Source organism: Pandoraea morbifera, from assembly GCF_902459575.1.
Lineage (GTDB): Bacteria > Pseudomonadota > Gammaproteobacteria > Burkholderiales > Burkholderiaceae > Pandoraea > Pandoraea morbifera.
The window spans coordinates 49,165-73,968 of record NZ_CABPSD010000008.1 but is presented as its reverse complement, the minus strand read 5'-3'; the positions used below and the strand labels follow the sequence as shown (position 1 = coordinate 73,968).

Sequence of the window (24,804 nt, the reverse complement as noted above, 5' to 3'; positions counted from 1 at the left end):
ACGATGCGTTCATTGTCGGCGCGTGCACTGTCGACCTGATAACATTGTTTGGTCATAAAACAATGATTTTCGGACAAAGTAATGGAGGCTCGTCAAATCCCCCCCCTGATGTCGCTGTCGGAATCTCCGTTCGCCAAATACCAGCCGAACGACCGGCCGGACGGGCCACCGATCTGGGCGTTCGGTGGCCACGACAACGAGCGGAGTCTGTTCAGGATCGGCACGCGGGAGCTGGACTGGCATTCGCATTTGCGGGGGCAGCTGTTCTGCATCCACTCCGGCCTGGTGCACGTTCACACGCCGCTCGGGGCCTGGGTATTGCCACCGTATCGCGCCGGATGGATACCGCCGGGCATGACGCACCGCGTATCGCTCACCGGCGTGGTCAGTGGATGGATCGTCCTGGTGGCGCCCAGCGCGGCGACCGGCCTGCCGCGGACGCCGTGCGTGGTCGGCGTTTCGGAACTGCTGGCGGCGCTGGTCAAACGGGCGGTGTCGTGGGCGACGCGAGATTCGCTTACGGATGCGGAAATGCGTCTTGCGCAGGTGCTCGTCGACGAGATTCAACGCGCGCCCGAGCAGGCGCTCGGGTTGCCGATGCCGATCGATGCCCGGGCGATACGCGTGGCGCGCGCGGTGCTCGACGATCTTGGGGCGCACACGTCGCTCGATTCGCTCGCCCGGCGCGCGGGGGTGTCGGCGCGCACGGCAAGACGACTTTTCGTGACGGAGACGGGCATGGGCTTCACGCAGTGGCGTCAGCAGGCGAGGCTGGTGAGTGCGCTGGATCGACTCGCCAATGGCGAGGCCGTCGGCGCGGTTGCCGATTCGCTCGGCTATTCCACGCCGAGCAACTTCATTGCGATGTTCCGTCGCGCCTTCGGCGAGTCGCCCGGACGCTATTTCCGACAGGTGGGGCCGCAGACGCGGTGGGACGTTGAAGACGAGGAGGGCGTGGCATGACCCAGCATGACGAGGTGCCGTTGCGCACCGTGGATGCCCTGGTCGTTGGCGGCGGGCAGTCGGCGTTGGCGACGTCGTATTTTCTGCGTCGCTGGCAGGTGGATTACGTTGTGCTCGACGACCAGCCCGGGCCAGGCGGTGCCTGGCAGCGCGCCTGGCCGTCGTTGCAGCTCTTTTCGCCGGCGCAATGGAGTTCGCTGCCGGGATGGCCGATGCGAGGCGGCGCGGAGCACTATCCGTCGCGCGACGAAGTCGTGGCGTATTTGCGGGAGTACGAAACGCGTTATGCCGTACCGGTGGAGCGTCCGGTCGAGGTCGTGTCGGTCATGGCGCAGGTCGACGGGCTGCGCGTGCACACCAATCGCGGCGACTGGCGGGCGCGTGCGGTGATCAGCGCCACCGGGTCGTGGCACGCGCCGCATGTGCCGTCGTACCCCGGCCAATCGTCGTTTCGCGGTCGCCAATGGCATTCGGCGAACTATCACGGTCCGCAGGCGCTGCGCGGCCTGCGTGTTCTGGTGGTCGGCGGCGGCAACTCGGGGGCACAGATTCATGCGGAAGTTTCCGCCGTCGCCGCATCGGTCTGGGTTACCCCCGAGCCGCCGACGTTCTTGCCCGACGATGTCGACGGCCGCGTGCTGTTCGAGCGAGCGACCGCGCGCTGGCAGGCCGCCCAACGCGGCTTGCCCGACCCCTATCCGGACAGCGGTCTGGCGAATATCGTCATGGTGCCTTCGGTGCGTGCGGCGCGCGAGCGAGGCGTCCTGCACGCGGTACGCCCGTTCGAACGCTTCGTCGAAGACGGCGTGATCTGGCCCGACGGCAGGCATTCGCCGGTCGACGTCGTCATCTGGTGCACTGGGTTTCGGCCCGCGCTGGCGCACTTGAACGCCTTGTCGATCGTCGGCGACGACGGCACGATTCGCGTAAGCGGCACGCGTGCCGTCGACGAACCTCGATTGTGGCTCGTCGGCTACGGAGAATGGACCGGGTACGCCTCGGCCACGCTGATCGGCGTGATGCGAAGCGCTCGCGCCACGGCGCAGGAGGTGGTGGCGTATCTTGGCGCGCAAGGGGTTGCGGTCACCCCGAACGGGGAGACGTGAGCGTCATCAACGGCGGCGCCGGATGAGGCATTCGCGCCCCCGCGACCGGACGATCGCGGGGCCGGCGGTGCGGCGTCTGCGGGCGCGGCGCCAGGGCGCGCGTTTCCCCGACGTGAACCGTCGTTGCGGACTAGCCCATGAGCTTCGGGCGCTTGCCGGCGCCGGGCGAGTGCAGCACGCGGCACGGGCTGATGTATCTCTCGCACGCGACGGCGGCTTGCGCAAAGGTGTCGAAATAAATCGCGTGATCCGCGTCGTCGACGTGTGCCTTTTCGATCTCCGATACTGCATCGTTCCACGCCAGTCCGAGGTATTGGCCGTGATCGTGGAACCACACGACGAAGCCCTCCCGCGCCAGCGCTCTCGGCAGCTTCAGGGCCGGTACGGCCGCAGGCGTCACGTTTCGGTCGGCGCCGGGATTTCTCGCCGGCGCTCGTCCGGATTTCGCCGGCTCCCGGTGTGGCTCGACCTGAAGCGTGGACGTGTCGCCCGCGCCGGCGGCTTTGGTCGCCTCCCGTCGAAATTTCGGGCACGCGCGTCGAGGCGCGCCTCCGGCTTTCCTCGCGTCGTCGTCGCCGGATGTTGTGTCGACGGTGCGGGACGCCTTGTCGCTCGTCTCCAACGGCCTCGTGTCGCCGCACAGGGATTTGCCGGCGTCATCTTTCGGATTGCTCATAGATCCTCCATGAAGTATCCCCATTGCCATATCGAGGGAACGTTTTCATCATGGCAGCAGTGAAGTCACTTGAGTTTCAGCAACATCCGAATCGCCCGGATGGGCGTCCCGTGCCGAAAGCAGCGGTGTGTTTCGCAAATGCGGCGTATCGGGAGAATCCGCGCCATGCCTGTCCAACGGGCGAAACTGCACGCTGCGTGCGGATATTGGACGATGCGCTGTCGGATTCGGACTCGCCCTATCGGGAGATGGCGCACCCGCTGAGGGCGATACGTGTCATGCGCCCTTGGTGCGTTGCGGAATCGTCTGGACTAGACAGGGCGAAGCGTCACGCGCTCGATGTCCTTGACGATGACGAGGTAACAAAACACCGTCAACAGTGCGTTCAGGCCGACGAATGCCAGCGCGCCGTTAAAGGCGCCGCCGGATTGCGTGACCAGATAGCCGATAACGATCGGTGTCACGATGCCGGCGACGTTGCCGCACATGTTGAACAGGGAGCCGGAAAGGCCGATCGCCTCTCGCGGTGACGTATCGGCGACGACGGCCCAGCCCAGCGCGCCGATGCCTTTGCCAAAGAACGCGAGCGACATGAGTGCGACGACAATCCAGTCGGTGGTGACGTAGTTGCACCCGACGATGCAGCACGACAGTAGCATGCCGCCGACGATGGGGACCTTGCGGGCAACGGTGAGCGAGCGGCCGCGACGGATGAGCGTGTCCGACAGGAGTCCGCCGAGCACACCGCCACCGAACCCGCAGATGGCCGGCAAGGATGCGACAAGGCCGGCCTGAAGAATGGTCATGTGCCGTGCCTGGACCAGATAGATGGGGAACCAGGTGAGGAAGAAGTATGTGAGCACGTTGATGCAGAACTGGGCGAGATAAACGCCCAGGAGCATGCGGTTGCCCAGCAGTTGGCGTACGACGCGCCAACTGTCGTTATTTCGAGGGGCAGGGGCGCCAGCCGCTTGGTGGCCGCGAATGAACCCGCCACCTTGCTCGATATATTCGAGCTCTCGCGGGCTGACGCCAGGATGGTCGGCAGGGTTCTTCATGAACTTGAGCCAGACGCCCGACAGGACGAAGCCGACGACACCCATCACGACGTACACTTCGTGCCAGCCGAACGCGTGTGTGATCCATGCCATCAGGGGGGTGAACACGACGGCGGCAAAGTATTGCGCCGAGTTGAAGATGGCCGATGCGGTGCCCCGCTCCTTGGCGGGGAACCAACTCGCGACAACCTTGGCGTTTGCAGGAAACGCGGGGGCTTCCGCCGCGCCCATGGCAAAGCGCAGGATGAACAGGCCCGTCACGGCCGCCGCCGCGCTGCCGGTCCATCCAATGGTGCTTTGCAGGAGCGTGAAGATCGACCAAAGCAAAATACTCGCGGCGTAAACGCGGCGAGCGCCGAAGCGGTCCAGCAGCCAACCGGCCGGAACCTGACACAGGACATACGACCAACTGAACGCGGAGAAGATGTAGCCCATCTCGATCGCGTCGAAACCAAACTCACCGCGCATCGCCGAGCCGGTGACCGAAAGCGTGGCGCGGTCGGCGTAGTTCAGCGTCGTGATAAAAAAAACGAGCGCCAGGATGATGTAGCGGACATTGGTGCGTTTGAGCGCTTGCGCGGCGCTCACGGTTCGGCTGATTGCCATGACGTTCTTCCTCTAATGCTTGCCCGCGAGGCGACGATTCCTGTTCCCGAGAGGGGGGATGGGGCGCGCCTCGCTCGTCTCCTCAAGCGGCGCTTGTCGGCCGCCGAGCGTCTTTCGATGCATCGATTTATTTCTTATACGTCATCGTACAACGTGATGGCTCGAATCGCAACGTCAAGAGCCTTAAAACGTCATTGTTAGAGGGTTAACGCGTATGAGAAAACGAGTCATACGTTGTATGATGATGTAAATTTTGGGTGGTTGGGCTATGGCCCGGAAAGGAAGAAGCAAATGGAACTGGCTCCGCTTTATATACGTGTGCACCCCAACGACAACGTCGCGATTGTCGTGAACGACGGGGGGCTGGGGGAGGGGGCGACGTTCGCGGATGGGTTGACGCTTCTCGAGCGCGTGCCCCAGGGGCACAAAGTCGCGTTGCGGGATCTGGCCGAGGGTGACGAGGTTATCCGGTACAACGTCGTCATCGGCTACGCGACGAAGGCATTACCCAGGGGAAGCTGGGTCAACGAGCATGTCATTCGCATGCCGACGCCTCCCGCGCTGGACGACTTGCCGATGGCGACGATTCCGGCGCCGGAGATGCCGCCGCTCGGGAATTTCACGTTCCAGGGGTATCGGAACGCCGACGGCTCGGTGGGTACGCGCAATATCCTCGCTATCACAACGACGGTGCAGTGCGTCGCCGATGTCGTCGAGCATGCCGTGGCGCGTATCAAGCGCGATTTGCTGCCGAAATTTCCGAATGTCGACGATGTCGTCGGTCTTGGTCACACCTACGGATGTGGCGTGGCCATCGACGCGCCCGACGCCATGGTGCCCATCCGTACGGTGCGCAATATTGCCCTGAACCCGAACTTCGGTGGCGAGGTGATGATGGTGTCCCTGGGGTGCGAAAAGCTGCAACCGGAGCGCCTCATGCCGGCGGGCACCATACCCATCTCGAGCGTTTCGGCGCCGGGCGGTGAATCTGGTGCCGACAACGGCGACGTGGTCGTGTTGCAGGACGAGTCGCATGTGGGCTTCGAGTCGATGATTCAATCGATCATGCGAACGGCCGAAGGGCACTTGGCGCGGTTGAATCGTCGGCGGCGGGAGACCTGTCCCGCGTCCGATCTGGTCGTCGGCGTGCAGTGTGGCGGCAGCGATGCGTTCTCCGGACTCACTGCCAACCCTGCGGTGGGCTTTGCCTCGGATCTTCTGGTCCGGGCAGGGGCCACGGTGATGTTCTCGGAAGTCACGGAGGTGCGTGACGGTGTGGGACAGCTCACGGGGCGTGCGGCGACGCCGGAAGTCGCTGCGGCCATCATCCGCGAGATGGATTGGTACGACAACTATCTCAAGCGGGGGGGCGCCGACCGCAGCGCCAACACCACGCCCGGCAACAAGAAGGGGGGGCTCTCCAACATCGTGGAGAAGGCGATGGGGTCCATCGTCAAGTCGGGAAGCGCGGCGATCTCAGGCGTGCTTTCGCCGGGCGAAAAGGCACGGCAAAAGGGGTTGATATACGCGGCGACACCGGCGAGCGATTTCATTTGCGGCACGCTGCAAGTTGCCGCGGGCATCAATCTGCACGTCTTCACGACCGGGCGAGGCACGCCGTACAGTCTCGCCGAAGTGCCCGTCATCAAAGTCGCGACGCGCTCGGACCTGGCGCGTCGCTGGCACGACCTGATGGACATCGACGCCGGCACAATTGCGACGGGCGCTGCCACGATCGAGGAGGTGGGCTGGGAGCTCTTCCGGACGATGCTTGCCGTCGCGAGTGGCGAGAAGCAGACGGCGGCGGAAAAGTTGAAACTGCACAATGCCCTGGTGCTGTTCAATCCGGCGCCTGTGACCTGATGCGTGGGCTGCTGCGCGCGGGACGCGGTTCGTGAGCCGCATGACAGTGTTTCGTCGGCCCGCCCGCAGATGTTTCGAACCGAGCGCACGTCCTGGCGGTTTTCAGAACCGTTGTTGCAAGCGCAGGCTTCCCGTTTGCGATACGAACCGCGATCCCACCTGAAGCTCATAGCGAGCCGTGAGCGACAGGTTGTTTCTGCGCATGAGCGTTGCGCCGAGCGTGATGTCGGCCAGATCGCGCACTGGTGACGGCCCGACCGTCGTGAAGGCTGTCTCGCCGGTGAAGTCGCCCGCGTAGCTTGCCCCGGTGACGGCGCGCGTGTTCACGAACTCGTGGATCCACTGCACCTGAGCGAACGGCACGATATCGCCGTAGCGCGTCGAGAACGCTTTTTCCAGCCGTGCGCCCAACGCGCTTCGCAGCGAGCTGGTGTGTGCAGTGCCGACGGACAGCGCAGCGCCATTACCGCCCGTCTCGGTATATGCCCCCTGATGCAGATAGCTGTAGGTGAGGCTCGCAAGCGGTGTGATCGTGCTGCTTCCGAGCGCCAACGGATAACCCAACTCCGTGCGGGCGACGTATTGCTGGCCGGAGAACGCGCCGTTGGCCGTGCCGGAAAAGCCCGTGAAGTCCACCACCCGCGTGGTGTTGTAACGCTGTTGCACGATGCCGCCGGAGAGGTTCACATACCACGGCGATCCGGCATAACTCGCATAACCAAACAGTCCGTAGCCGTTGACCTGCGTCGAACTGCCCGTATTGTCATCGGAGCCGTTGACGCGCGTGTGGCTGTAAGCAAACGCGCCGCCAGCGATCCACCGTTTACCGATGACCCGGTCGACACCGATCATCATGCCGCCGTAATTGGCGCTGTAACCGGACACATCGTCCACCAGGCCCTGACTGGCATGACCGCCGAAGGCTTGCCCCCATAGACCGAGCGCCGGCGTATTGTCGCCGGTAGCCACACCGCTGCTCCCCGTCTGTGCGGTGCGCAACGTGTCGGCGCGAGTACCGACGAGATTCAGTGCGTCAAGCGTTGGCATGGCGGCAGCGCGTGACGCGGCAAGCTGCTGCGCGGGCGACAGCTGTGCCCCCGCGTGGCTCGCTTCACCCGCACTGCCAATGGCAAGCGACGCGTTGTAAAGGTTGAGCAGCGCGGGATCGCTGATCCCTGTGTAGCTTTGCAGTCCCCCAAGGGAGGCAATGGCGTTGCGGGTGGTCGGACGGATCGTCGTCGTTGCAGCCCCGGTGCTGACGCCACTCGGTGTCGTTCCGGCAGGGGCCTGTGAGCCGACCGTGACGACCAGATTGTGGGTGCCGGCGGTGGCGTCTGTCACATCTGCGCCGGTGAGCGCGTACCCCGAACCGACGATGCCATAGGTCAGCAGACTGGCCTTGTAGTTCACCGTGGCGGCCGTTGTCGCCTGAATCACCACGAAGCGTTGCCCGTTGGCAAAGCGGTAAGTAGCGCCGGTGCTTGTCAGATTGATGCTGGCACCAGGATTGAGCGTGACGTTGCCGGTGACAACCAGTCGGCTGTAGCCGGTATCGCTCGTCCGGCCCGCGGTGCCTGCTCCGTCCGCAACGTCGATGAGCAGGGTCGCGTTCGCGTTTTGGGTGTAGTTTCCATTGATGGTGAGCGTGCCGACGGAGCCGCCGGGGCGTACGATCCCGTCGTTGGTGACGCTGCCGACAATCGTGCCGTGGCCGCGCAACGTACCGGCCGCGTAGACCTGCACATCGCCAGTGAGCACGCTGGCCGGGCTGCTGGCATTGCCGACTTCCAGCGTCCCGGCTTCAACGCTCCACGGGGTTGTCTAGGCGCTCCTTCCGGTGAGCGTCCAGAGGCCGGTGCCGGTTTTACGGAAAATGCTGAAGCCACGATACTGCGCAGCGGAACCGATTTGCGAGAGATCGAAACCCGAATCCGCGGTGCCGCCAAGGATAAGGGCGTTGTTCGCGCCGGCTGTCGCATCGACATTGCCGGAAATGACTGAGCCTGCACGAAGTTCCAGCGAACTGGCGCCGCCGAGGAATCGGATAGCCGGGGCTTGGGTGGCGTTTGTTGTGTCTCCGCTCATGCCGCCGACAATCGTTCCCGCGTTGACGATCGAGCTGCCACTCTCGGCGAGAATGCCGACGCCACCGGCACCCGCTGGCTGGGTGCGGACGACGGCTCCGGTGGATTTGTCGAATGTCGTGCCGCCCAGTCCACCCTGGCCACCCGATACGGTACCTTCGTTAAAGAGCGACGAGCCTCCCGGCAGATGTACGCCAACGCCACCATCGCCACCGTTGCCACCGTAACCGCCCCAAGGGTGGCCCTGATAGTCAATAAACGCAGCGTTGCCCCCGGATCCTCCCGTGCCGCCGGCAATACGCGCCCCCGGATTGACAACGGCGTTGCCGGAAGCGATGTCGGCACCATCCCCTCCCGCGCCGCCACCGCCGCCACCGACGTTATATCCAGCTCCGGTGGTGGCGTCGTAGGTACTGCTTCCGCGTCCGCCGCTCCCGCCGATGAGGTTGCCGCCGACCGCCGACAATTGCGTGCCAGACCCCGAAAATGCGGCGGCACCGCCGCCGCCGCCGCCGCCACCGATGTAAGTTCCAACGTCGGTATTTGGCGCATCCACTCCAGCGTTTCCGATGACATCACCGTTCGGCTGGACGGTTGTACCTGCGCCCCCTGCGCCGCCGTCAGCGGCGAATCCAACTGCTCCATAAGCCCCGCTGGCGCCTTGTTCGCCGCCTTTGCCGCTATTGACCGCGCTAAAAGTGGCGCCGCCGTCTGCACTATTCCAGCCGTAGCCGCCTGCGCCCCCAACGCTTTGGGCAAATATCGGTCCGGAGCCCGCGCCGGTCACCACGGTAATGGCAACTGCTGAGATAACGCGGAGTCTTGGCGACATCCCATATTTCTTGTTTGCGCCGGCCGTTGATATCGCCGGCATGCGTTTGCCGTTAGCGATTCGGAGCGTGGGTTCGACACGATTCATGCTGCCATCCTTATTTCTTTCTTCTTTTTTATTCACCGGATGCGCCTCAATTTGCCTGGGGCGCATGGGATTACCGTCGTAGTTCCGCGAGCACGTTATGCGCAAACACCGGGTTCATTGAGCTACCGCCCCGGTCGATGGCACGGATGGCGATCGATTCCGATGAGCAGACGCCGGACGTGTGGCAACGAGCGCCCCAGAACCGTCTGGGTCGACTGACGTCCGGTGGACACTTTTGACGCCCGGGTTGGCAGGCCAGCCGAACTGTGCGCCTAACCATCCTGAGGGAGAAAACTCGCCTCGACATCATCAATATTGATGATTGCCATTCGGATTGGGCTAGACCATTCCGCAGTTTGCGTTCGTCTGAAGGCCTCGCCGATTTTCGTCCCTATCGTCACTCTGGGCGGGGGGGGCAGCGCTAAAGGGCACGGCGGACTGCTCAAGGAATACGGCAAAGCGATCCCGGAGCTACGCGCGCAAAAAATTTGCAGTCTCCGCCGGGCGAAGGCGACACGTAATCGAGGTGATCCGTTAGGGACTGGAAGCTGACGGAATCACCGTGTCGATCTGAGAACTGAGCCTCTGGTTCGACGTGCGACGTCGCCGCACGGTGTAATGCAAGCGGGTGAAGAGGATGAAAACCCAGGCTGAGGCATTCGTATTAGCCGCGAAACCTGTGCAGGTTTCGATGGGTCATTACAATGTGTCCTCGATATCTCAATATGCCTCGTTCGACGAAGTGGGTCGCTCCATCGAGGTCCGGTGACGTACTTTTACGTCTGATGTCGTATAGCGAGATTGGAGGGGGATGATTGGGTGAATTTCGATGACATTTATCTATCGATTGAGAGAATTCGATAGGGGTTCGGCTTGAGCTTTTCACTCGCGTCGAAAATGCCAACTATCCTCTCAGCGATTTCAATCCCCGGCGATTCTGTGTACGGTTCTGTACACAGTAAAAATCTCGCGAGCTAATAGTTTTGAGCTGGAAATTGCTTCGTGCTCCAGAACTACTTGAAAATGCTGAGGGAATTTCTTGTGGTGCCCAGGGCCGGAATCGAACCGGCACGCCTTGCGGCGGGGGATTTTGAGTCCCCTGCGTCTACCAATTTCACCACCTGGGCGGGTGTGCGTTCACCGAATGGTGTCGCAGCGTGATTCGCTCGGCACCTTTGACGGCTCACCGGACGAAGGCGAGATTATGACCGAAATTCCTGCCGGCCACAAGCCCGCCTCGTCCGCCGTCAGTGGACCTGCTGCTGGCCTTCCAGGACACGCAGTAATGACGACGTATCGTCGCGCCCCCAGCCGTTTTCCATCAGCGCGCTCAGTTGCCTCTTGACCAGCGACAGCGCCGGCAACGACAGGCCGGCGTCGGCCACCGCTTCCAGGATCATCGAGAAATCCTTGTCGTGCAATCGGGCCTCGATGCCCGCCGAGAAGTCGCGATGCGCCATCTTGGGACCCATCATGTCGAGCATGCGGCTGCCCGCCAGACCCTGCGAAATCGCCTCGATGACCTTGTCCTGATCCACGCCGTTGCGCGCCGCGAACAACATCGCCTCCGCAATGCCCTGGATATTGATCACCTGAACGATCTGGTTGCACGCTTTCGCCACCTGCCCGGCGCCGACATCGCCCACATGCGTGATGGTCGAACCCAGCACCGACAGCAATGGCCGCACCCGCGCGAAAACCACGTCCGGCGCGCCCACCATGATCGACAGCGACGCATCGGCGGCACGCGACGGCCCGCCCGACACCGGCGCGTCCACAAGCTGAATCTCATGGCGCGCCAACCGGGCCGCCATGCGCCGCGTCGCCTCCGCCGAAATCGTGCTGTGATCCACGCAGATCGTGCCCGCCCGAGCGCCGTGAACCACCCCGTCGGTGCCCAGCAGCACGTCCTCCACGTCCTGCGTGGTCGTAACGTTCGTGATCACGAAGTCGGCGTCGACGGCAGCCTGGGCCGGTGTTTCGAACCGCTTCGCGCCCAACGCCTCATAGGGCGCCGCCGCTTCCGGCCGACGCGCGTAGACATGCAACCGATGGCCGGCCGCGATCAGATGGCGCACCATCTGACCGCCCATCGCCCCCAGGCCAATAAACGCTACCGTGTAAGTCGTCATGCCGCGCTCAGTCCGAGACGTAGACGAACTTGCCGTTCTTGATCTGGCCCATCACGCTGGCACGTTGATCCAGGCCGACGTGGTCCTTCGGGCTCAGGTTCATGATGCCGTTCGGGATCGCCAGGTTGTGCGTGGACTCGAGCGCGTCGCGCAGCGCCACCCGGAACGCCGGCGTGCCCGGTGCAGCCACCTTGACGGCGCGTGGCACGGCGTCATTGAGCAGATCCCACACGCCATAGGCGTCCGCGGCGAACTGTGTAACGGTATCCGCGCCGTATTTCGCCTCGTATTGCTTCGTGAACGCCAGCGCAGCCGCGCGCGCCGGATGCCCGGCCGGCAGCGATTTTGCAACGACGCCCGGCTGCGTCGGGAACAGCGTGCCCTCGACATCCTTGCCGCCGACGCGAACGAAGTCGTACGTGGCGATGCCATGCGTCTGATAGATCTTCCCGGTGTATCCGCGCTCCTGCAACGTGCGCTGGGGCAACGCCGCCGGCGTGCCCGAACCGGCGACCAGAACTGCGTCTGGCTTGGCGGCCATGACCTTCAGCACCTGCCCGGTCACACTCGTATCGGTGCGATTGAATCGCTCCTGCGCCACGAGCTTGAGCTTGCGCAACTCGGCGAACTTCGAGAATTCCTTGAGCCAACTCTCGCCGTAGGCATCCGCGAAACCGATGAAACCGACGGTCTTGATGCCATGATTGGCCATGTAACGGGTCATGACGTCGGCCATGGCGGAGTCGTTCGCGGCCATCTTGAACGCCCAGCGACGCTTGGCGTCCTGCGGCTCGACGACGACTGCCGAGCCGATCAGCGTGATCATCGGCGTTTGCGCCTCGGATACCGGGTCAAGCATCGCGAGCGCGCTGGGCGTGATGTTCGGACCGACGATGACGTCGACCTTGTCCTCGCTGATGAGCTTGCGGGTGTTCTTCACGGCGGTGCCGGGGTCGGAGGCGTCGTCCAGGAAAATGTAATGCGCCTTCTGTCCGCCGATCTGTGCCGGCCAGAGCTGCATGGCGTTCTTGCTGGCAATACCGATGGCCGCTGCCGGCCCGGTGGACGACAGATCGATACCGACCGTGATGTCGGCACGGGCGGCCGTTGCGATGCCGGCCAGGGTCATGGCAAGCACCACGCCCGACAGGCGGATGCCGCGAAGAGTTGAGCGCATGGGGTCTCCTTTGGGTCGAATCGCGTAAGCATACCGCACCGGTTGCGTTCGGCCAGCGGAGAAAAAATGGCGCGCGAGCCGACCGGGCTCGTTCGGACGCCCGGCGAGCCGGGCCCGGTGCAAACGCTTGCCCCGCCCTGGACGCGAATTGCCGGCCGCCGGACGAAACCGTTCGGTGCAACGCGGCGATTCGGAACGGGAAGATCCCGGGGAGAGGGCCGCCAGAAGGGCATCCGGGAGGACTTGAAAGGCCGGGTGCGTGTTGCGTGGGAGGCAGACAGGCAAGAATGCCGCCGGTGTCCGGCGGCGCCCTGTTACAGCTCGTAGCTTTCGTGCTCGCCGCGCAGCGCCTGCTCGACGAGCTTGCGGGTCAGAATCGGTGAGAGCAGTTCGACCATCGTGAAGACGTAGCCGCGCAGGTAGGCGCCCTGCTTGAGGGCGACCCGGGTCACATTCGTGCCGAACAGATGCCCCACCTGAATCGCCCGGAGATTGCGGTCGCGCTCCGGGTCGAACGCCACGCCCGCCAGAATGCCCACGCCCAGCCCCAGCTCGACATACGTCTTGATGACGTCGGCATCGATTGCTTCGAGCACGATGTCCGGCTGCACGTGACGCAGCGCAAACGCCTGATCGATCTTGGCGCGACCGGCGAACTGCGGGTCATAAGTGATCAGGGGGAATTTGGCCAGATCCTCGATACCCACTGACGGCAACTGAAGCAGCGGATGATCCGGTGGCACCACGGCCACGTGCTGCCACTGATAGCACGGCAGCGAGACCAGATCCTTGTAGCCGGCGATCGCCTCGGTGGCAATGGCCAGGTCCGCCTGGTCGTGCAACACCATTTCGGCAATCTGCGTCGGGCTGCCCTGAAGGATCGAGAGGCGCACCTTGGGATAACGCTTCTTGAATTCGGCCACCGCGTGCGGCAACGAATAGCGCGCCTGCGTATGGGTGGTGGCGATGGTCAGGCTGCCCTGATCCTGCGCCGCATAGTCCTTGCCGATGCGCTTGAGGCTCTCGACCTCCAGCAGGATGCGCTCGACCGACTCGAAGATGATGCGCCCGGGCTCCGTGAGGTTGCGGATGCGCTTGCCGTGTCGCGCAAAGATGTCCACGCCAAGCTCTTCTTCCAGCTCGATGATCGCCTTCGACACCCCCGGCTGCGAGGTGAACAGCGCCTTGGCAGCCTCGGTCAGGTTGAAATTCTGACGCACGGCCTCGCGCACGAAACGGAACTGATGCAAGTTCATTTGTATAACTTTCGAAAATATACAAACAATTTTTAATTCGTTTGAAGTATATAGCCTTTTCATTACAGTGGGTGCCACTGTTTCGATAACGTTATTCCCGTCAGGCATTTAGCACCCACCAGGAACGTCATCCATGTCGCTGTGGCTCGAACCCCTCTCCGGATTTGGCGTCGGCCTGCTGGTCGGCCTGACCGGCGTGGGAGGCGGATCGCTGATGACGCCCCTGCTCACGCTGCTGCTCGGTTACGCGGCGCCGGTGGCGGTGGGGACCGATCTGGCGTTCGCGGCGATCACCAAGAGTTTCGGCACGGTGGCGCACCGCTCGCATGGTCACGTGAAGTGGCACATCGTGCGGCGCCTCACGCTCGGCGCGCTGCCGGCGGCGCTGGTCACCATCGTTTTCCTGAAACGGCTCGGCGGGATCGACGACGGCGCCCTGCACGTCATCAAGCTCACGATTGCCGCGTCGGTTCTGCTGACCGTGCTTTCGCTGTTGTTCCGCGCGAAGCTGCTCGGTGCGTTGCGCGCGCATCCCAACTGGCAGTTGACGGGGCGGGCGCAGGCGGTTGCAACGGTGCTGGTGGGCGGCGTGATCGGCGCGCTCGTGACGATTTCCTCGATTGGCGCCGGTGCCGTGGGCGCGACGCTGATCCTGATGCTGTACCCGCGGTTGGAACCGGCCGAAGTCGCCGGTACGGACATTGCCTACGCCGTGCCCCTTACTGCCATTGCCGCGCTCGGCCATATCTGGCTGGAGACGGTGCACTGGGCACTGCTCGGCAGTCTGTTGATCGGCTCGCTGCCCGGGATCTGGCTGGGCGCGAAGCTCACCCGCCACCTGCCCGAGCGCGTCGTGCGCGGGGCGCTGGCGGCAACGCTCACGCTCGCGGCGGTCAAGCTGGTCGGCTGAGAACCCCACAGACAACAAGGAGTTCGCGAGATGCGAAACGAATCCCGCTGGGAACCCACTCCGGCAACCGTGACGCTGGCGGCATCCGATGCCGAGCACCAGGACATGGCGCTGCTCGACGAAATGGAGGCCGTGCTGGCCGAGCGCCTGGCCCGTATCGCGGGGGCGCATCGCAACGTGAAATTCGCCAGCAGTCTGGCCGCCGAGGACATGCTGATCACGCACGTGATCCTGCGCCAGCAACTGCCGATCACAGTGTTCACGCTCAACACGGGGCGTCTGCACGACGAGACCCTCGGCATGATCGACACGATCAGGGCGCGCTACGGCTATGACGTGGCGCAGTACACGCCGAGCGCCAAGGCGGTCGAAGAGTACGTGAGCGCGCATGGCGCGAACGCCTTTTACGAAAGCGTGGATCTGCGCAAGGCGTGCTGCCAGATTCGCAAGGTCGAGCCGCTCGGCCGCGCGCTTGCCGACGCCGACGCCTGGCTGACCGGACAGCGTCGCGAGCAGTCGGTCACGCGTGGCGAGCTGGCGTTCGCCGAGCACGACGAAGCGCGCGGCATCGCTAAGTACAACCCGATTTTCGACTGGACGGAAGCGCAGGTGTGGGCGTACCTCACCGCGCGCGACGTGCCGGTCAACCCGCTGCACGCGCGCGGCTATCCGAGCATCGGGTGTGAGCCGTGCACGCGCGCGATTCGCCCGGGCGAGGACAGCCGGGCAGGGCGCTGGTGGTGGGAGTCGCGCGACAGCAAGGAATGCGGGCTGCACGCGGGCAACCTGAGCAAGATACCCGTGTCGGTGCAGCAGGGCTGAGCACGCTCGGCGCAGGCAGGACACGACAGACACGAAGAACACATGACGATGCGGCGCCGCGCGGCGGCGCATCGTCCGAATCGAATCTCGGCAAACTCGGAATCGTCAAGGAAGGGAACACTATGGGTGCGATGCACGAAGTCGCGCAGGCCAACGGCTCGCGTATGGATCATCTGGACTGGCTCGAAGCCGAATCGATGTACATCCTGCGCGAGGTCGTGGCGGAGTGCCGCAAGCCCGCGCTGTTGTTCTCGGGCGGCAAGGATTCGGTCGTGGTGCTGCATCTGGCGCTCAAGGCCTTTGGTCTCGGTCCGAACCGCAAGACGGTGTTGCCGTTCCCTCTGGTGCACATCGACACGGGGCACAACTACCCCGAAGTGATCGAGTTCCGCGACCGCCACGCGAAGGCGCTCGGCGCGGAGCTGGTCGTGGGGCACGTGGAAGACTCGATCGCCCGAGGCACGGTGCGTCTGCGTCGCGAGAACGATTCGCGCAACGCGGCGCAGGCGGTGACGCTGCTCGAGACGATCGCCGAGCACGGCTTCGATGCGATGATTGGCGGCGCGCGTCGCGATGAGGAAAAGGCCCGCGCGAAGGAGCGCATCTTCTCGTTCCGCGACGAGTTCGGCCAGTGGGACCCGAAAGCTCAGCGCCCGGAGCTGTGGCATCTGTTCAACGCGCGTCTGCACAGGGACGAGCACCTGCGCGTATTCCCGATCTCCAACTGGACCGAGCTGGACGTGTGGCAGTACATCGCCCGCGAGAAGCTCGATCTGCCGTCGATCTACTACGCCCACGAGCGCGAGATCGTGCGTCGCAACGGCCTGCTCGTGCCCGTCACGCCGCTCACGCCGAAGCAGGACGGCGAAACGAGCGAACTGGCGTCGGTGCGCTTTCGCACGGTCGGTGACATCAGCTGCACGTGCCCGGTGTCGAGCGTCGCGTCGAGCCCGGTGGAGATCATCGCCGAGACGGCCGTGACCGACATCACCGAGCGCGGCGCCACCCGCATGGACGACCAGGCGTCCGAGGCGGCCATGGAGCAGCGCAAGAAGCAGGGGTATTTCTGAGGCGGTGCATTGCCGTCGTCAGTTCCCACATCAGAGACACCGGCCCGCCGGGTGCGCCGCGAAAGGGCGCCGGGGGCCTCGCAATCGAGTTGAAGAGATCATGAGCCTTACCCCGCATCAGGAAGACCTCGGCGTGCTGCGTTTCATCACGGCAGGCAGCGTCGACGACGGCAAGAGCACGCTGATCGGCCGCCTGCTGTACGACAGCAAGTCGGTGCTGACCGACCAGCTCTCGGCGCTGGCGCGCGCCAAGCACAAGCGCACCGCCGGCGAGGACATCGACTTCTCCCTGCTCACCGACGGCCTCGAAGCCGAGCGCGAGCAGGGCATCACCATCGATGTGGCCTATCGCTACTTCACCACGGCGCGCCGCAAGTTCATCATCGCCGACACGCCGGGACACGAACAATACACGCGCAACATGGTCACCGGCGCGTCGACCGCGCACGCCGCCATCATTCTGGTCGATGCCACGCGCGTGACCGAAGTCGACGGGCGTACCGAACTGCTCGCACAGACCAAGCGCCACAGCGCCATCGTGAAGCTGCTCGGCCTTCAGCACGTCATCGTCGCCATCAACAAGATGGATCTGGTCGACTACAGCGAAACGACGTTCGACGCCATTCGCGCCGCGTATCTGGAGCTCGCGCACCGGCTCGGCCTGCAGGATGTGCGCTTTGTGCCGGTCTCCGCGCTCAAGGGCGACAACATCGTGTACGCGAGCGAGCGCATGCCCTGGTATCAGGACGAACCGTTGCTCGACGTGCTCGAATCGCTGCCGGTCGCGCAAACGGGTGGCGAGCTGCGTTTCCCGGTGCAACTGGTGGCGCGTCAGGACGGCTCGCACGCCGACGACTTCCGCGGCTACATGGGCCGGGTGGAATCGGGCTCGGTGCGCGTGGGCCAGACGCTGCGCGTGCTGCCCGCCGGGCGCACGGCCACGGTCGGTGAAATCGTCGGTCCGCGCGGCCTGCTCGACGAAGCGTTCGCCGGCCAGTGCGTCACGATTCGTCTGACGGAAGATGTCGACGTGTCGCGCGGCGATACGTTCGTGAGCGCCGAGTCGGCACTCACCCCGTCGCGCAAATTGTCGGCGGACGTGTGCTGGTTCGATGAAGACGCGCTGGCGCCGCAGCGCAAGTACCTGCTCAAGCAAGCCACGAGTACGGTGTACGTGAAGATCGGCAGCGTGGACACGGTGCTCGACGTCAGCACGCTCTCGCACGGCACGGATAAGTCGACGCTTGCGATGAACGACATCGGCCGTGTCCAGCTCAGCCTGCAAAAGCCGGTGGCGGCCGACACGTACGACGTCAACCCTGCGACGGGCGCCTTCGTGCTGATCGACGAAGCCACCCATCACACCGTGGCCGCGGGCATGATCCGCGAACTCGCCGCCTGACGCCCGGCGCATGCCTCGCCGGGCATCTCGACCAGTCGCGCCCAGTCGCGCCCGGTTGCGCTACGCACGCTCCGCCCTGACACGAATCGCATCATGACGACGACGCCATCCTCCTCCACCGCTGTGCCGGGCAAGGTCTACCTGGTGGGCGCCGGTCCCGGCGCGGCCGACCTCATCACCGTGCGCGGCGCCCGCCTGCTCGCGCAGGCCGACGTCGTGCTGCACGACGCACTGGTCGAGCCTGAGATGCTGGCGCTTTGCCCGCAGGCGAAACGCGTGCCCGTGGGCAAGCGCTGCGGCAGGCACTCGAGCGCCCAGCACTTCATCAACAAGCAATTGATCGACCATGCGCGCACGCATGCACTCGTGGTGCGCCTCAAGGGCGGCGACCCCATGCTGTTCGGGCGCGCCGACGAGGAACTGCGCGCGCTGGAAGCGGCGGGTATCGATGTCGAGGTGGTGCCGGGCATCACGGCGGCGCTGGCCAGTGCGGCAACGCTCGGACGCTCCCTCACCCTGCGCGGCGTGGCCCGCAGCGTTGCATTCGCCACGCAGAGCCGCGCCGCCGATTCCGCGCAGATCTCGGCGCAGGCGAGTGCGGACTCCCTCGTCTACTACATGGGGCGCGACGCCGCGCAACGCATTGCCGCCGAATTGATCGGGCTGGGCAAGCCGCGCTCGACGCCGGTGGCTATTGTCGAAGCGGCCACCACGGCGCGGGAGCGCCGAGCGCGACTCTCGCTCGGCGCGTTGGCCGATGGCCATGCCGCGCCGTGGTTCGACGCCTCGCAGCCGAGCGTGTTGCTCATCGGCGACGTCTTCGCCGATGCGCGGGCGGACGATATTGCCTCGCCGGTCGCGGGTCTGTCTCGCGCCGCCGCCTGACCCCGTGCCAGGGCCGGGCACGCGTGGCCCGGCACGCGAACGCCTGGCCGTGATCCAACCCCGGTGAACGACGCCGGCTGATTGCCGAAACACCGGCATTCCGTTTTCGGGCTCAGACCTCGAGCGCCTCGCGTACCGACAGGACGCGAAAAGGGTCGCGGTAGATGTCCGTCCGACTGAGGCGCTCGGCGTCCACTTCAAGAATATCGACCAGCGGCGGTGTGCCGTCGGTGGGAAGCCCATATGCATGCGCTGCGTCGTTCAGATGTTCGCGTGCCAGATCGAGCAGCGCCTCCGGGTCGTGATGGATGACCATGCCCGTGTCGGGATCGAGGAAGTAGTAGCTCGCGGCACCGCGTGCGTTGACGCTCCTGCCCAACAGATAGCGACGTGCGCCGATGTTCAGTTGGTAAGCCAACGACGTGTCGGGGGCACGCTCGAACAATGTGGCGAATTCGGGGCCCGGGGCGCCCGGCGCGGCGGGGACTTCGCGAAATTTGCTCTCGATGCTGCCGATCCAGCTCAAATCCCCCATCAGCGGTTCCGATGCCTGCGGCGGCAGGCGCGCGAGCACGTTGAAGCGTTGCACGACGAGATGCGGGTTGCCCCGCAGCCCGGCAACGGCGGTCGCTCGCACCAGCCCGGCCCGGATATGGCTGAGAAACACCCGCGGGGATTGCGAGATCTGAATATAGCCCGCGCCGACGGCTTGCGCACGTTGCTCGAGAGACCCGACGGCGATCACCGCGCTGGAATCGAACAGGTTTTGCAACTCGCCGATACGCCCGGCAAGCGTGCCGAGTGTCTCGACGTCGTCTATGGCGGGATCCAGAAATTCCAGCTTGAGCAGGCGGAGCTGCCAGCGAATGCCCGCTGCCGTCAGACGCTGGCCCTCGAGCGCCTGCGCCGTCGTCACGGCACGCCGGGCGTCGTCGAAGCGGCGGTCCCGAAGCGATGTCACGGCGTCGAGCCGTCGGCGAAATCCCTGTTCGATGCGCCACGCGATGAGCGGGTCGTCGAGTGGCGGTGCGGCGCCGTCGCCCGGCGAGATGGTGTGCCAATGCCCCCCGGAAGACAGCCGCGCAAGCGGGCCGTCGGCGGCGACGCCGGTGGCGCGTTCGGCGGGGACCAGCCGGAAGAAGCCCGATGCCGGGTCGAACTCGGTATAGGCGCGCGTCGCCATGTCGACCGAGGCGTATAGGCGCCCGCCGCTTCGATAAAGGCCCGGGATCAGCCGCTCGTGGCGGTTTGGCGCTTCCTCGATGAAATACCGGAACTTCGCGTCGCCGGTCAGGAAGCCCAGCGCCCTGAATCTCGCCAAGGCGATGCCCTGGCTGCCGACCGCCGAGAGCATCGAGCGCCATCCTTGACTGCGCAGATCGTCGCGGTCGGTGGCAACGCCCACGATTTCGCCCACGGTGCCCAGCGCCAGATCCAGCATCGAGATTCCAATACCAACGGGGCGCGTCGTGGGCAGAACCCAGCTTCCCACGCCGAACGCCAGATCGGCGTTCGCGATGGCGCGCATGACGTTCACCCAGCGTGTGTCGCTACCGGAGTCTGCGTCGTCCCCCAGCGCGTGGGTGGACAGCCGCTGGTAGGCATCGGTCAAGAGCGCGAAGGTGTCCTCCGGCTGCGTCACGGCAGTCCCTAGCGTGTCGGGGCCGCGACCGGCAAGCCAGTTGTCGGTAACGATGGCCGACGTGGCAGGTGATGGGGCGGGCGAGGAGGCGGGCGAGGCAAACGTACGGGCCAGCTTGCGACGGGTCTCGTCATCCCGGGTCTGCGACAGGAACCACGCGTCGAGTGCCTGTCGGCTCTCGAAGCCGTGCACCTGCAGACCGTCCGGATAGGCGGCCAGCAATAGTTTCGCGTTGCGTTGCGGCGCGCCGATCATGAGCAACGTCGACGCGCGCCCCTGCACGGTAAGCCACTCGCGCCGGACATTGGGCGCGGGAATGCGTTGGCCGAGTTGTGAGGCGTCGAGGCGTGACAGTTCGATTGGCCCGGCAATGCGAGCCGCGATGTTGGCCTGCTCGACCGAAAGCGTTCTGGCCGCGCGTTGCAGCCGGACTTGTGCAATGAACTCGCTCTTGAGCACGCTACGCACCTCGCGCCGATGCGCATGCCAGAACGCACCGAACGCTTCGATCGCCTGTTGGGCGTAACCTTGCGGCGTCATGTCCGCGAGCAGCTCACGGGCACCGGGCGATGGGGTTTCACCGTCGTCTCGTCGCAAGGGCTCGGTGGCGGTTGCCGTGCGTGCTGGACGTTGCAACAGCTGGCCGGAGGCGGTGGTCTGCGGCGACGTCATCTTCGTGATTGTCGCGTTCGTGAGCGAGACCGTGACCGGCGGCTCGGACAACATGACATACACATCGTCGGGATCGACATCGGTCAACCCGCGCCGTGCGAGCGCGCCCTGCGCAAGCCGGCGTGCCAGGGCCACTGGCGTGGGGATCGCCATCGACAGCGAGGCGCGCAGGCGCTGCATGCGCTCGATGTAGTGGATGTCCTGCAGGGGGACGAGTGGAGCCCGCGAGGCGACGGGCAGTCCGTCGGCCTTGCGTGTGGCGTACGTGCGCTCCAGCGCCTGCTCGATTGCGGCATTGGTCTCGCCGCTCAGCCATCGGCAATAGGCGTCGACGCGCGCGGGTGTCGCGGGCGCCACGAGCACGAGCGGCGCCTCGGCATCCATGACCGCCAGCGTGGCCTGTCGTGCGATTTGCATCGGCGGTGTGGGCGGGCCGTCGCCGAGGGCCGACGTGAGCCCGCCTGTCCGTGCGGACCGGCGGAACGCCTCGGGGGCACGCGCGAGCAGCGTGTCGCGTAAGCCGTCGAGGTTTCGGGCGATGGCGTCGTGCAACGCATCCGGCGAATCGAAGGCGCGCCACGCCAGCGGCTCACCCATGAGATAGAGCAGCGCGACGCCGTCGCGGGCATGCTGCGTGATCACGAATGTGCCCGCAGGCGTGGCAGGGTGCGTCGAGTCGCTCCCGTCGAGCGACAGCTGTAACGCATGCGCGTGATTGACGGTGTCCTCATTGCCCGGAATGAGCGCGGCGACGAGGGCATGTCGAGCCGTCTGCAACGCTGTGCGAGATATCAGACCGTAGGCGTTGGTCATCGCGAGGTCGCTCAGCGCGAGCGCGGTTTGCAGCGCCTGCGTGAGCTCGCTGTTCGCATCGTCCGCCAGCCGCGCGGGCATGATCCAGGTCATGTTCGCCCGCGCCTGGCACCGGATGTCCCATTGCGTCACGATCATCATCCAGCGCGAGGCGGTGAGCAACGTGGGCGCCTCGTAGACGGCGCCCGCCGGTGTTTCCTGACTGACATCGAAGGTCACGTCGGCCCCATGGGCCGTGATGTTCAGCTCGCCGCTCAGAATCCGTTCGGCGGCGTCGTACAGCCGCCAGTATTTGACCGCCTTGTGTCGTTGCCCGCCGGGGATCGAGCGGTGCCGCCGCAGTCTGAGCGTACTCAGGTCGACCCCCACGAGACTGGCCTGCGCTTCGAGCAGATCTTCGAGCAACTGATCCTTGTCGGCCGGCATGGCAAGTGCCATCGATGGCGCGAATGTCGTGTGCAATTCGCTTTGCACGGCATTGCGGTGACGCCACGCATTGGCCGAGTCCACCAGTTGCCGGACCGCGGGCGAGCTCGTCAGAAAGTTGATTTCGTCTCTGCGTGGCGGCGCAGACCATGCGGCCGAGCGAAGCACGATGCCCGGCGTGCGGAATGCCCCCGCCCCGGCCGCTTCGGCCGCCGGTAGCCCGAGTGTGGCAAGCGAAGCGATGGCGGCACCGATGTCCCTCACGAAATTCGTCAGTCGCGTCTGCGCATCATCGACCGCGGTCGGCCGCGCCTGCCCCGGCGTGACGCAATGCGGCTGGGGGCTGCCCGGGGGCGACGATGTGCCTGTTGCCGGCGCCTGGCTCGCTTCGCATGCCGCGCAGCCGGATTGCGTGCGCGCTCGTAGCGGCGTCGGGGCTGGCACGGGCTCACCGCGCGCGAGGGTGGCAGGCGCGCTCGCGAGGGCGGTCCCGTTTGCCGGTGCGGCATGTCTGGCCCTGGCCACGCAACGCTGCTGCGGCAGCAGCGACGACGCGTACAGTGCCCCGAGCAGGTAGCCGGTCTTGCCCGCGCAGGTGAAGTCGAGCGATGGCGTCGGCAAGGTGAAGTCGCTGTCGTGGCCCGCACCCCGGAGCGCGAGCGGGCGCGACGGAGCGGCACCCGCACCCATTTGTGCGGCGTGAACGATCGTGTCGCACACCCGGTGGCGCCAGTTGGACGAGACACGTTGCCAGTCGCCCCAACGCCCCACCTCCGGCACGATGGCAACGGAACGATTCAGCGAGCGCGCGAGACTGCGCCATGATGACTGGCTCAGCGCGCGCTGGCAGATATCGTCGGGAGATTCCCAGGGGACGCGGTCGCGCAATTTTTGTCCCGCCATGCGCACGGCCTGAAGTACCAGAAAGAAGGGCATCTCGTCCACATATGGCTCGACATGACCGGTCACGACCTGGGTGAGAAGGTCGATCTCGTGCGCGGCGACACCGGCGTCGGTCAGCAATCGCCGTACCGCCCAAGCCATGCCGCCCACCGACGAAGGGGCGTATGGCATGCCGACGAATCCGGAGCCTTGCGTGCATGCCAGCAACGCCTGGCGGAAGGTCGCCCGGGAAGCGGCGTGCGAATTGGCCGATGCGCCGCCGGCGGGTGCGCCGATTGAAGGGCGGGTGGCGGCGCAGGGGCTGGGGCAAGCGGTGACGGCATGCATGCGTTGGTTCGCCCCGTCAGGTTGACAAGCGGCGACGATGCGACGGCATGCGCGAATCATCGCGCGGGATCGGCTGTGCCAGCAGCGCGAGCAGGTCTTCCGCCGAATCGAACTCGAGCTCGGCGGCGTAGATCAACGCAAGTTCGAAGCCGGTTCGGCTGGTGCGCAGTGGCGTGCCTGCGAGGGAGGTATGCGCTGAGGCGTTGTCGAAGCGCTCGGCCGAGCGTGTTCCCGAGAACGGGTCATGCCCCGACCCGAGCCATCGAAAATAAGTGGCCCAATCGACGATTTCGTCTCGCCATGCGTTGAAGTCGGCGCGCCATCCGCCGCCGTATTGCGCGAAGTCCGGCAGGGGCACGTTGGCACGGTGCAGCGAACGCTCGAGGTCGCGCAGCGCGCTCGCACTCACGGCGCGCTCGATGATCGTGTCCACGTGTTCCCAGGGCGGGCTGTTCACGATCTTTGCCGGAAGTGCCGCCAGCACGTACGGCGCGAGCGCAGGCCGTTCGTCGAAGAGATCCGCGAGACGGTCCACGTTGTGCGGGTCGAGATCTTCCAGATCATCAAACGGCACCGCCTCCTGTGCCAGCGTGAGCAGCAGGCCGAGCGCGGCACCCGCCTGCGGCGGGGCGTCGAACACGGCGCGACCGATGTCGCTCAGGCGTTCGAAATGCGCCACCTCCGTCGCGAAGCCGGCAGGCAGGGGAATCGGCGGCACCGCGTCGGATGCCGGCGCGATGATCGAGGCAAACGAAGGGGCTGCGGAGATCGGATGCATGGCTTGCGCTCCAGTCGATGACGAAGATGCCTAGGGGGGCATGACCGCGACGGCAGCGTCGCAGGGGCAGGCCCTGATGGTGCCGCTGTCGTGCCCAAAGCCGACTCACGCAACGGCAGGCGAGGGGCGGACGACGGGACGGGCGCAAGACAAGTCGGACGGCGTGTCGGCGCAGATCGCGTGGCGTTAGTCTTGCCGAGGAGCCGCGGCGACGACTTGCAGATTTCGCTTGCGATGTGGGGCTTGCGCGAAGGCGGAGACAGGAGGATCCGGCGTATCGGCGGGTGCGCGTCAGCAGGGGCGGATCGCGGCCC

General features: G+C 65.3%; 17 protein-coding genes and 1 tRNA gene. 8 read left to right on the top strand and 10 right to left on the bottom strand.

Features of this window, described 5'->3' with window-relative positions; all coding sequences use genetic code 11:
• Window positions 1-81: 81 nt before the first annotated feature.
• Window positions 82-963, top strand: coding sequence for an AraC family transcriptional regulator (locus tag PMO31116_RS14505; RefSeq protein WP_343038620.1), 882 nt, complete (start codon window positions 82-84; stop codon window positions 961-963).
• Window positions 960-2,069: an ArsO family NAD(P)H-dependent flavin-containing monooxygenase gene (locus PMO31116_RS14500; protein ID WP_150567333.1), complete on the top strand. Its 1,110-nt coding sequence runs from the start codon at window positions 960-962 to the stop codon at window positions 2,067-2,069. Before PMO31116_RS14505 ends, PMO31116_RS14500 begins: the two co-directional genes overlap by 4 nt.
• Before the next feature lie 130 nt (window positions 2,070-2,199).
• Here the strand turns inward: PMO31116_RS14500 and PMO31116_RS14495 are convergent, their stop codons facing one another.
• Together PMO31116_RS14495 and PMO31116_RS14490 are read right to left on the bottom strand one after the other, a co-directional pair.
• Complete coding sequence (locus tag PMO31116_RS14495; RefSeq protein ID WP_174971329.1) at window positions 2,200-2,469, bottom strand: hypothetical protein; 270 nt, start codon at window positions 2,467-2,469, stop codon at window positions 2,200-2,202.
• A 587-nt stretch (window positions 2,470-3,056) separates the two neighbouring features.
• A complete protein-coding gene (locus PMO31116_RS14490) occupies window positions 3,057-4,409 on the bottom strand; it encodes an MFS transporter (protein ID WP_150567332.1) in 1,353 nt (450 codons plus the stop codon).
• A gap of 291 nt (window positions 4,410-4,700) precedes the next feature.
• Here PMO31116_RS14490 and garD point away from each other — a divergent pair, with 291 nt between their 5' ends.
• On the top strand, window positions 4,701-6,272 hold the full coding sequence (gene garD / locus PMO31116_RS14485) for a galactarate dehydratase (protein ID WP_150567331.1): 1,572 nt from the start codon (window positions 4,701-4,703) through the stop codon (window positions 6,270-6,272).
• A 102-nt stretch (window positions 6,273-6,374) separates the two neighbouring features.
• Here the strand turns inward: garD and PMO31116_RS14480 are convergent, their stop codons facing one another.
• From PMO31116_RS14480 to PMO31116_RS14455, 6 genes are all read right to left on the bottom strand, one after another.
• Complete coding sequence (locus tag PMO31116_RS14480) at window positions 6,375-8,030, bottom strand: autotransporter family protein (protein ID WP_174971326.1); 1,656 nt, start codon at window positions 8,028-8,030, stop codon at window positions 6,375-6,377.
• A 63-nt stretch (window positions 8,031-8,093) separates the two neighbouring features.
• A complete protein-coding gene (locus PMO31116_RS14475; RefSeq protein ID WP_150567329.1) occupies window positions 8,094-9,341 on the bottom strand; it encodes a hypothetical protein in 1,248 nt (415 codons plus the stop codon).
• 976 nt (window positions 9,342-10,317) lie between these two features.
• A tRNA-Leu gene (locus PMO31116_RS14470) sits at window positions 10,318-10,402 on the bottom strand.
• A gap of 120 nt (window positions 10,403-10,522) precedes the next feature.
• Complete coding sequence (locus PMO31116_RS14465; RefSeq protein ID WP_150567328.1) at window positions 10,523-11,407, bottom strand: NAD(P)-dependent oxidoreductase; 885 nt, start codon at window positions 11,405-11,407, stop codon at window positions 10,523-10,525.
• Between the two features lie 7 nt (window positions 11,408-11,414).
• Window positions 11,415-12,536, bottom strand: a complete 1,122-nt coding sequence (locus PMO31116_RS14460) for an ABC transporter substrate-binding protein (protein ID WP_174971376.1) — start codon at window positions 12,534-12,536, stop codon at window positions 11,415-11,417.
• A gap of 362 nt (window positions 12,537-12,898) precedes the next feature.
• On the bottom strand, window positions 12,899-13,840 hold the full coding sequence (locus PMO31116_RS14455; RefSeq protein WP_023597185.1) for a CysB family HTH-type transcriptional regulator: 942 nt from the start codon (window positions 13,838-13,840) through the stop codon (window positions 12,899-12,901).
• A 133-nt stretch (window positions 13,841-13,973) separates the two neighbouring features.
• Between PMO31116_RS14455 and PMO31116_RS14450 the strand changes: the two genes are divergently transcribed.
• From PMO31116_RS14450 to cobA, 5 genes are all read left to right on the top strand, one after another.
• A complete protein-coding gene (locus tag PMO31116_RS14450) occupies window positions 13,974-14,750 on the top strand; it encodes a sulfite exporter TauE/SafE family protein (RefSeq protein ID WP_150567326.1) in 777 nt (258 codons plus the stop codon).
• Between the two features lie 105 nt (window positions 14,751-14,855).
• On the top strand, window positions 14,856-15,572 hold the full coding sequence (locus PMO31116_RS14445) for a phosphoadenylyl-sulfate reductase (RefSeq protein WP_150567463.1): 717 nt from the start codon (window positions 14,856-14,858) through the stop codon (window positions 15,570-15,572).
• Window positions 15,573-15,694: 122 nt separating this feature from the next.
• Window positions 15,695-16,642, top strand: a complete 948-nt coding sequence (gene cysD / locus PMO31116_RS14440) for a sulfate adenylyltransferase subunit CysD (RefSeq protein ID WP_029754268.1) — start codon at window positions 15,695-15,697, stop codon at window positions 16,640-16,642.
• 100 nt (window positions 16,643-16,742) lie between these two features.
• A complete protein-coding gene (locus PMO31116_RS14435) occupies window positions 16,743-18,044 on the top strand; it encodes a sulfate adenylyltransferase subunit 1 (protein WP_150567325.1) in 1,302 nt (433 codons plus the stop codon).
• A gap of 93 nt (window positions 18,045-18,137) precedes the next feature.
• Window positions 18,138-18,929, top strand: a complete 792-nt coding sequence (gene cobA / locus PMO31116_RS14430; protein ID WP_150567324.1) for a uroporphyrinogen-III C-methyltransferase — start codon at window positions 18,138-18,140, stop codon at window positions 18,927-18,929.
• A gap of 112 nt (window positions 18,930-19,041) precedes the next feature.
• Here the strand turns inward: cobA and PMO31116_RS14425 are convergent, their stop codons facing one another.
• Window positions 19,042-23,556, bottom strand: coding sequence for a dermonecrotic toxin domain-containing protein (locus tag PMO31116_RS14425; RefSeq protein ID WP_150567323.1), 4,515 nt, complete (start codon window positions 23,554-23,556; stop codon window positions 19,042-19,044).
• A 172-nt stretch (window positions 23,557-23,728) separates the two neighbouring features.
• On the bottom strand, window positions 23,729-24,490 hold the full coding sequence (locus PMO31116_RS14420; RefSeq protein ID WP_150567322.1) for a hypothetical protein: 762 nt from the start codon (window positions 24,488-24,490) through the stop codon (window positions 23,729-23,731).
• Window positions 24,491-24,804 lie beyond the last annotated feature (314 nt).

What these genes read in the sequence shown, in the direction of transcription:
- PMO31116_RS14505 (WP_343038620.1), top strand. Translation starts at nt 82, where the DNA reads ATGGAGGCTCGTCAAATCCCCCCCCTGATGTCGCTGTCGGAATCTCCG.
- PMO31116_RS14500 (WP_150567333.1), top strand. Translation starts at nt 960, where the DNA reads ATGACCCAGCATGACGAGGTGCCGTTGCGCACCGTGGATGCCCTGGTC.
- PMO31116_RS14490 (WP_150567332.1), bottom strand. Translation starts at nt 4,409, where the DNA reads ATGGCAATCAGCCGAACCGTGAGCGCCGCGCAAGCGCTCAAACGCACC.
- garD (WP_150567331.1), top strand. Translation starts at nt 4,701, where the DNA reads ATGGAACTGGCTCCGCTTTATATACGTGTGCACCCCAACGACAACGTC.
- PMO31116_RS14475 (WP_150567329.1), bottom strand. Translation starts at nt 9,341, where the DNA reads ATGCGCCCCAGGCAAATTGAGGCGCATCCGGTGAATAAAAAAGAAGAA.
- PMO31116_RS14465 (WP_150567328.1), bottom strand. Translation starts at nt 11,407, where the DNA reads ATGACGACTTACACGGTAGCGTTTATTGGCCTGGGGGCGATGGGCGGT.
- PMO31116_RS14460 (WP_174971376.1), bottom strand. Translation starts at nt 12,536, where the DNA reads ATGACCCTGGCCGGCATCGCAACGGCCGCCCGTGCCGACATCACGGTC.
- PMO31116_RS14455 (WP_023597185.1), bottom strand. Translation starts at nt 13,840, where the DNA reads ATGAACTTGCATCAGTTCCGTTTCGTGCGCGAGGCCGTGCGTCAGAAT.
- PMO31116_RS14450 (WP_150567326.1), top strand. Translation starts at nt 13,974, where the DNA reads ATGTCGCTGTGGCTCGAACCCCTCTCCGGATTTGGCGTCGGCCTGCTG.
- PMO31116_RS14445 (WP_150567463.1), top strand. Translation starts at nt 14,856, where the DNA reads ATGGCGCTGCTCGACGAAATGGAGGCCGTGCTGGCCGAGCGCCTGGCC.
- cysD (WP_029754268.1), top strand. Translation starts at nt 15,695, where the DNA reads ATGGGTGCGATGCACGAAGTCGCGCAGGCCAACGGCTCGCGTATGGAT.
- PMO31116_RS14435 (WP_150567325.1), top strand. Translation starts at nt 16,743, where the DNA reads ATGAGCCTTACCCCGCATCAGGAAGACCTCGGCGTGCTGCGTTTCATC.
- cobA (WP_150567324.1), top strand. Translation starts at nt 18,138, where the DNA reads ATGACGACGACGCCATCCTCCTCCACCGCTGTGCCGGGCAAGGTCTAC.
- PMO31116_RS14425 (WP_150567323.1), bottom strand. Translation starts at nt 23,556, where the DNA reads ATGCCATACGCCCCTTCGTCGGTGGGCGGCATGGCTTGGGCGGTACGG.
- PMO31116_RS14420 (WP_150567322.1), bottom strand. Translation starts at nt 24,490, where the DNA reads ATGCATCCGATCTCCGCAGCCCCTTCGTTTGCCTCGATCATCGCGCCG.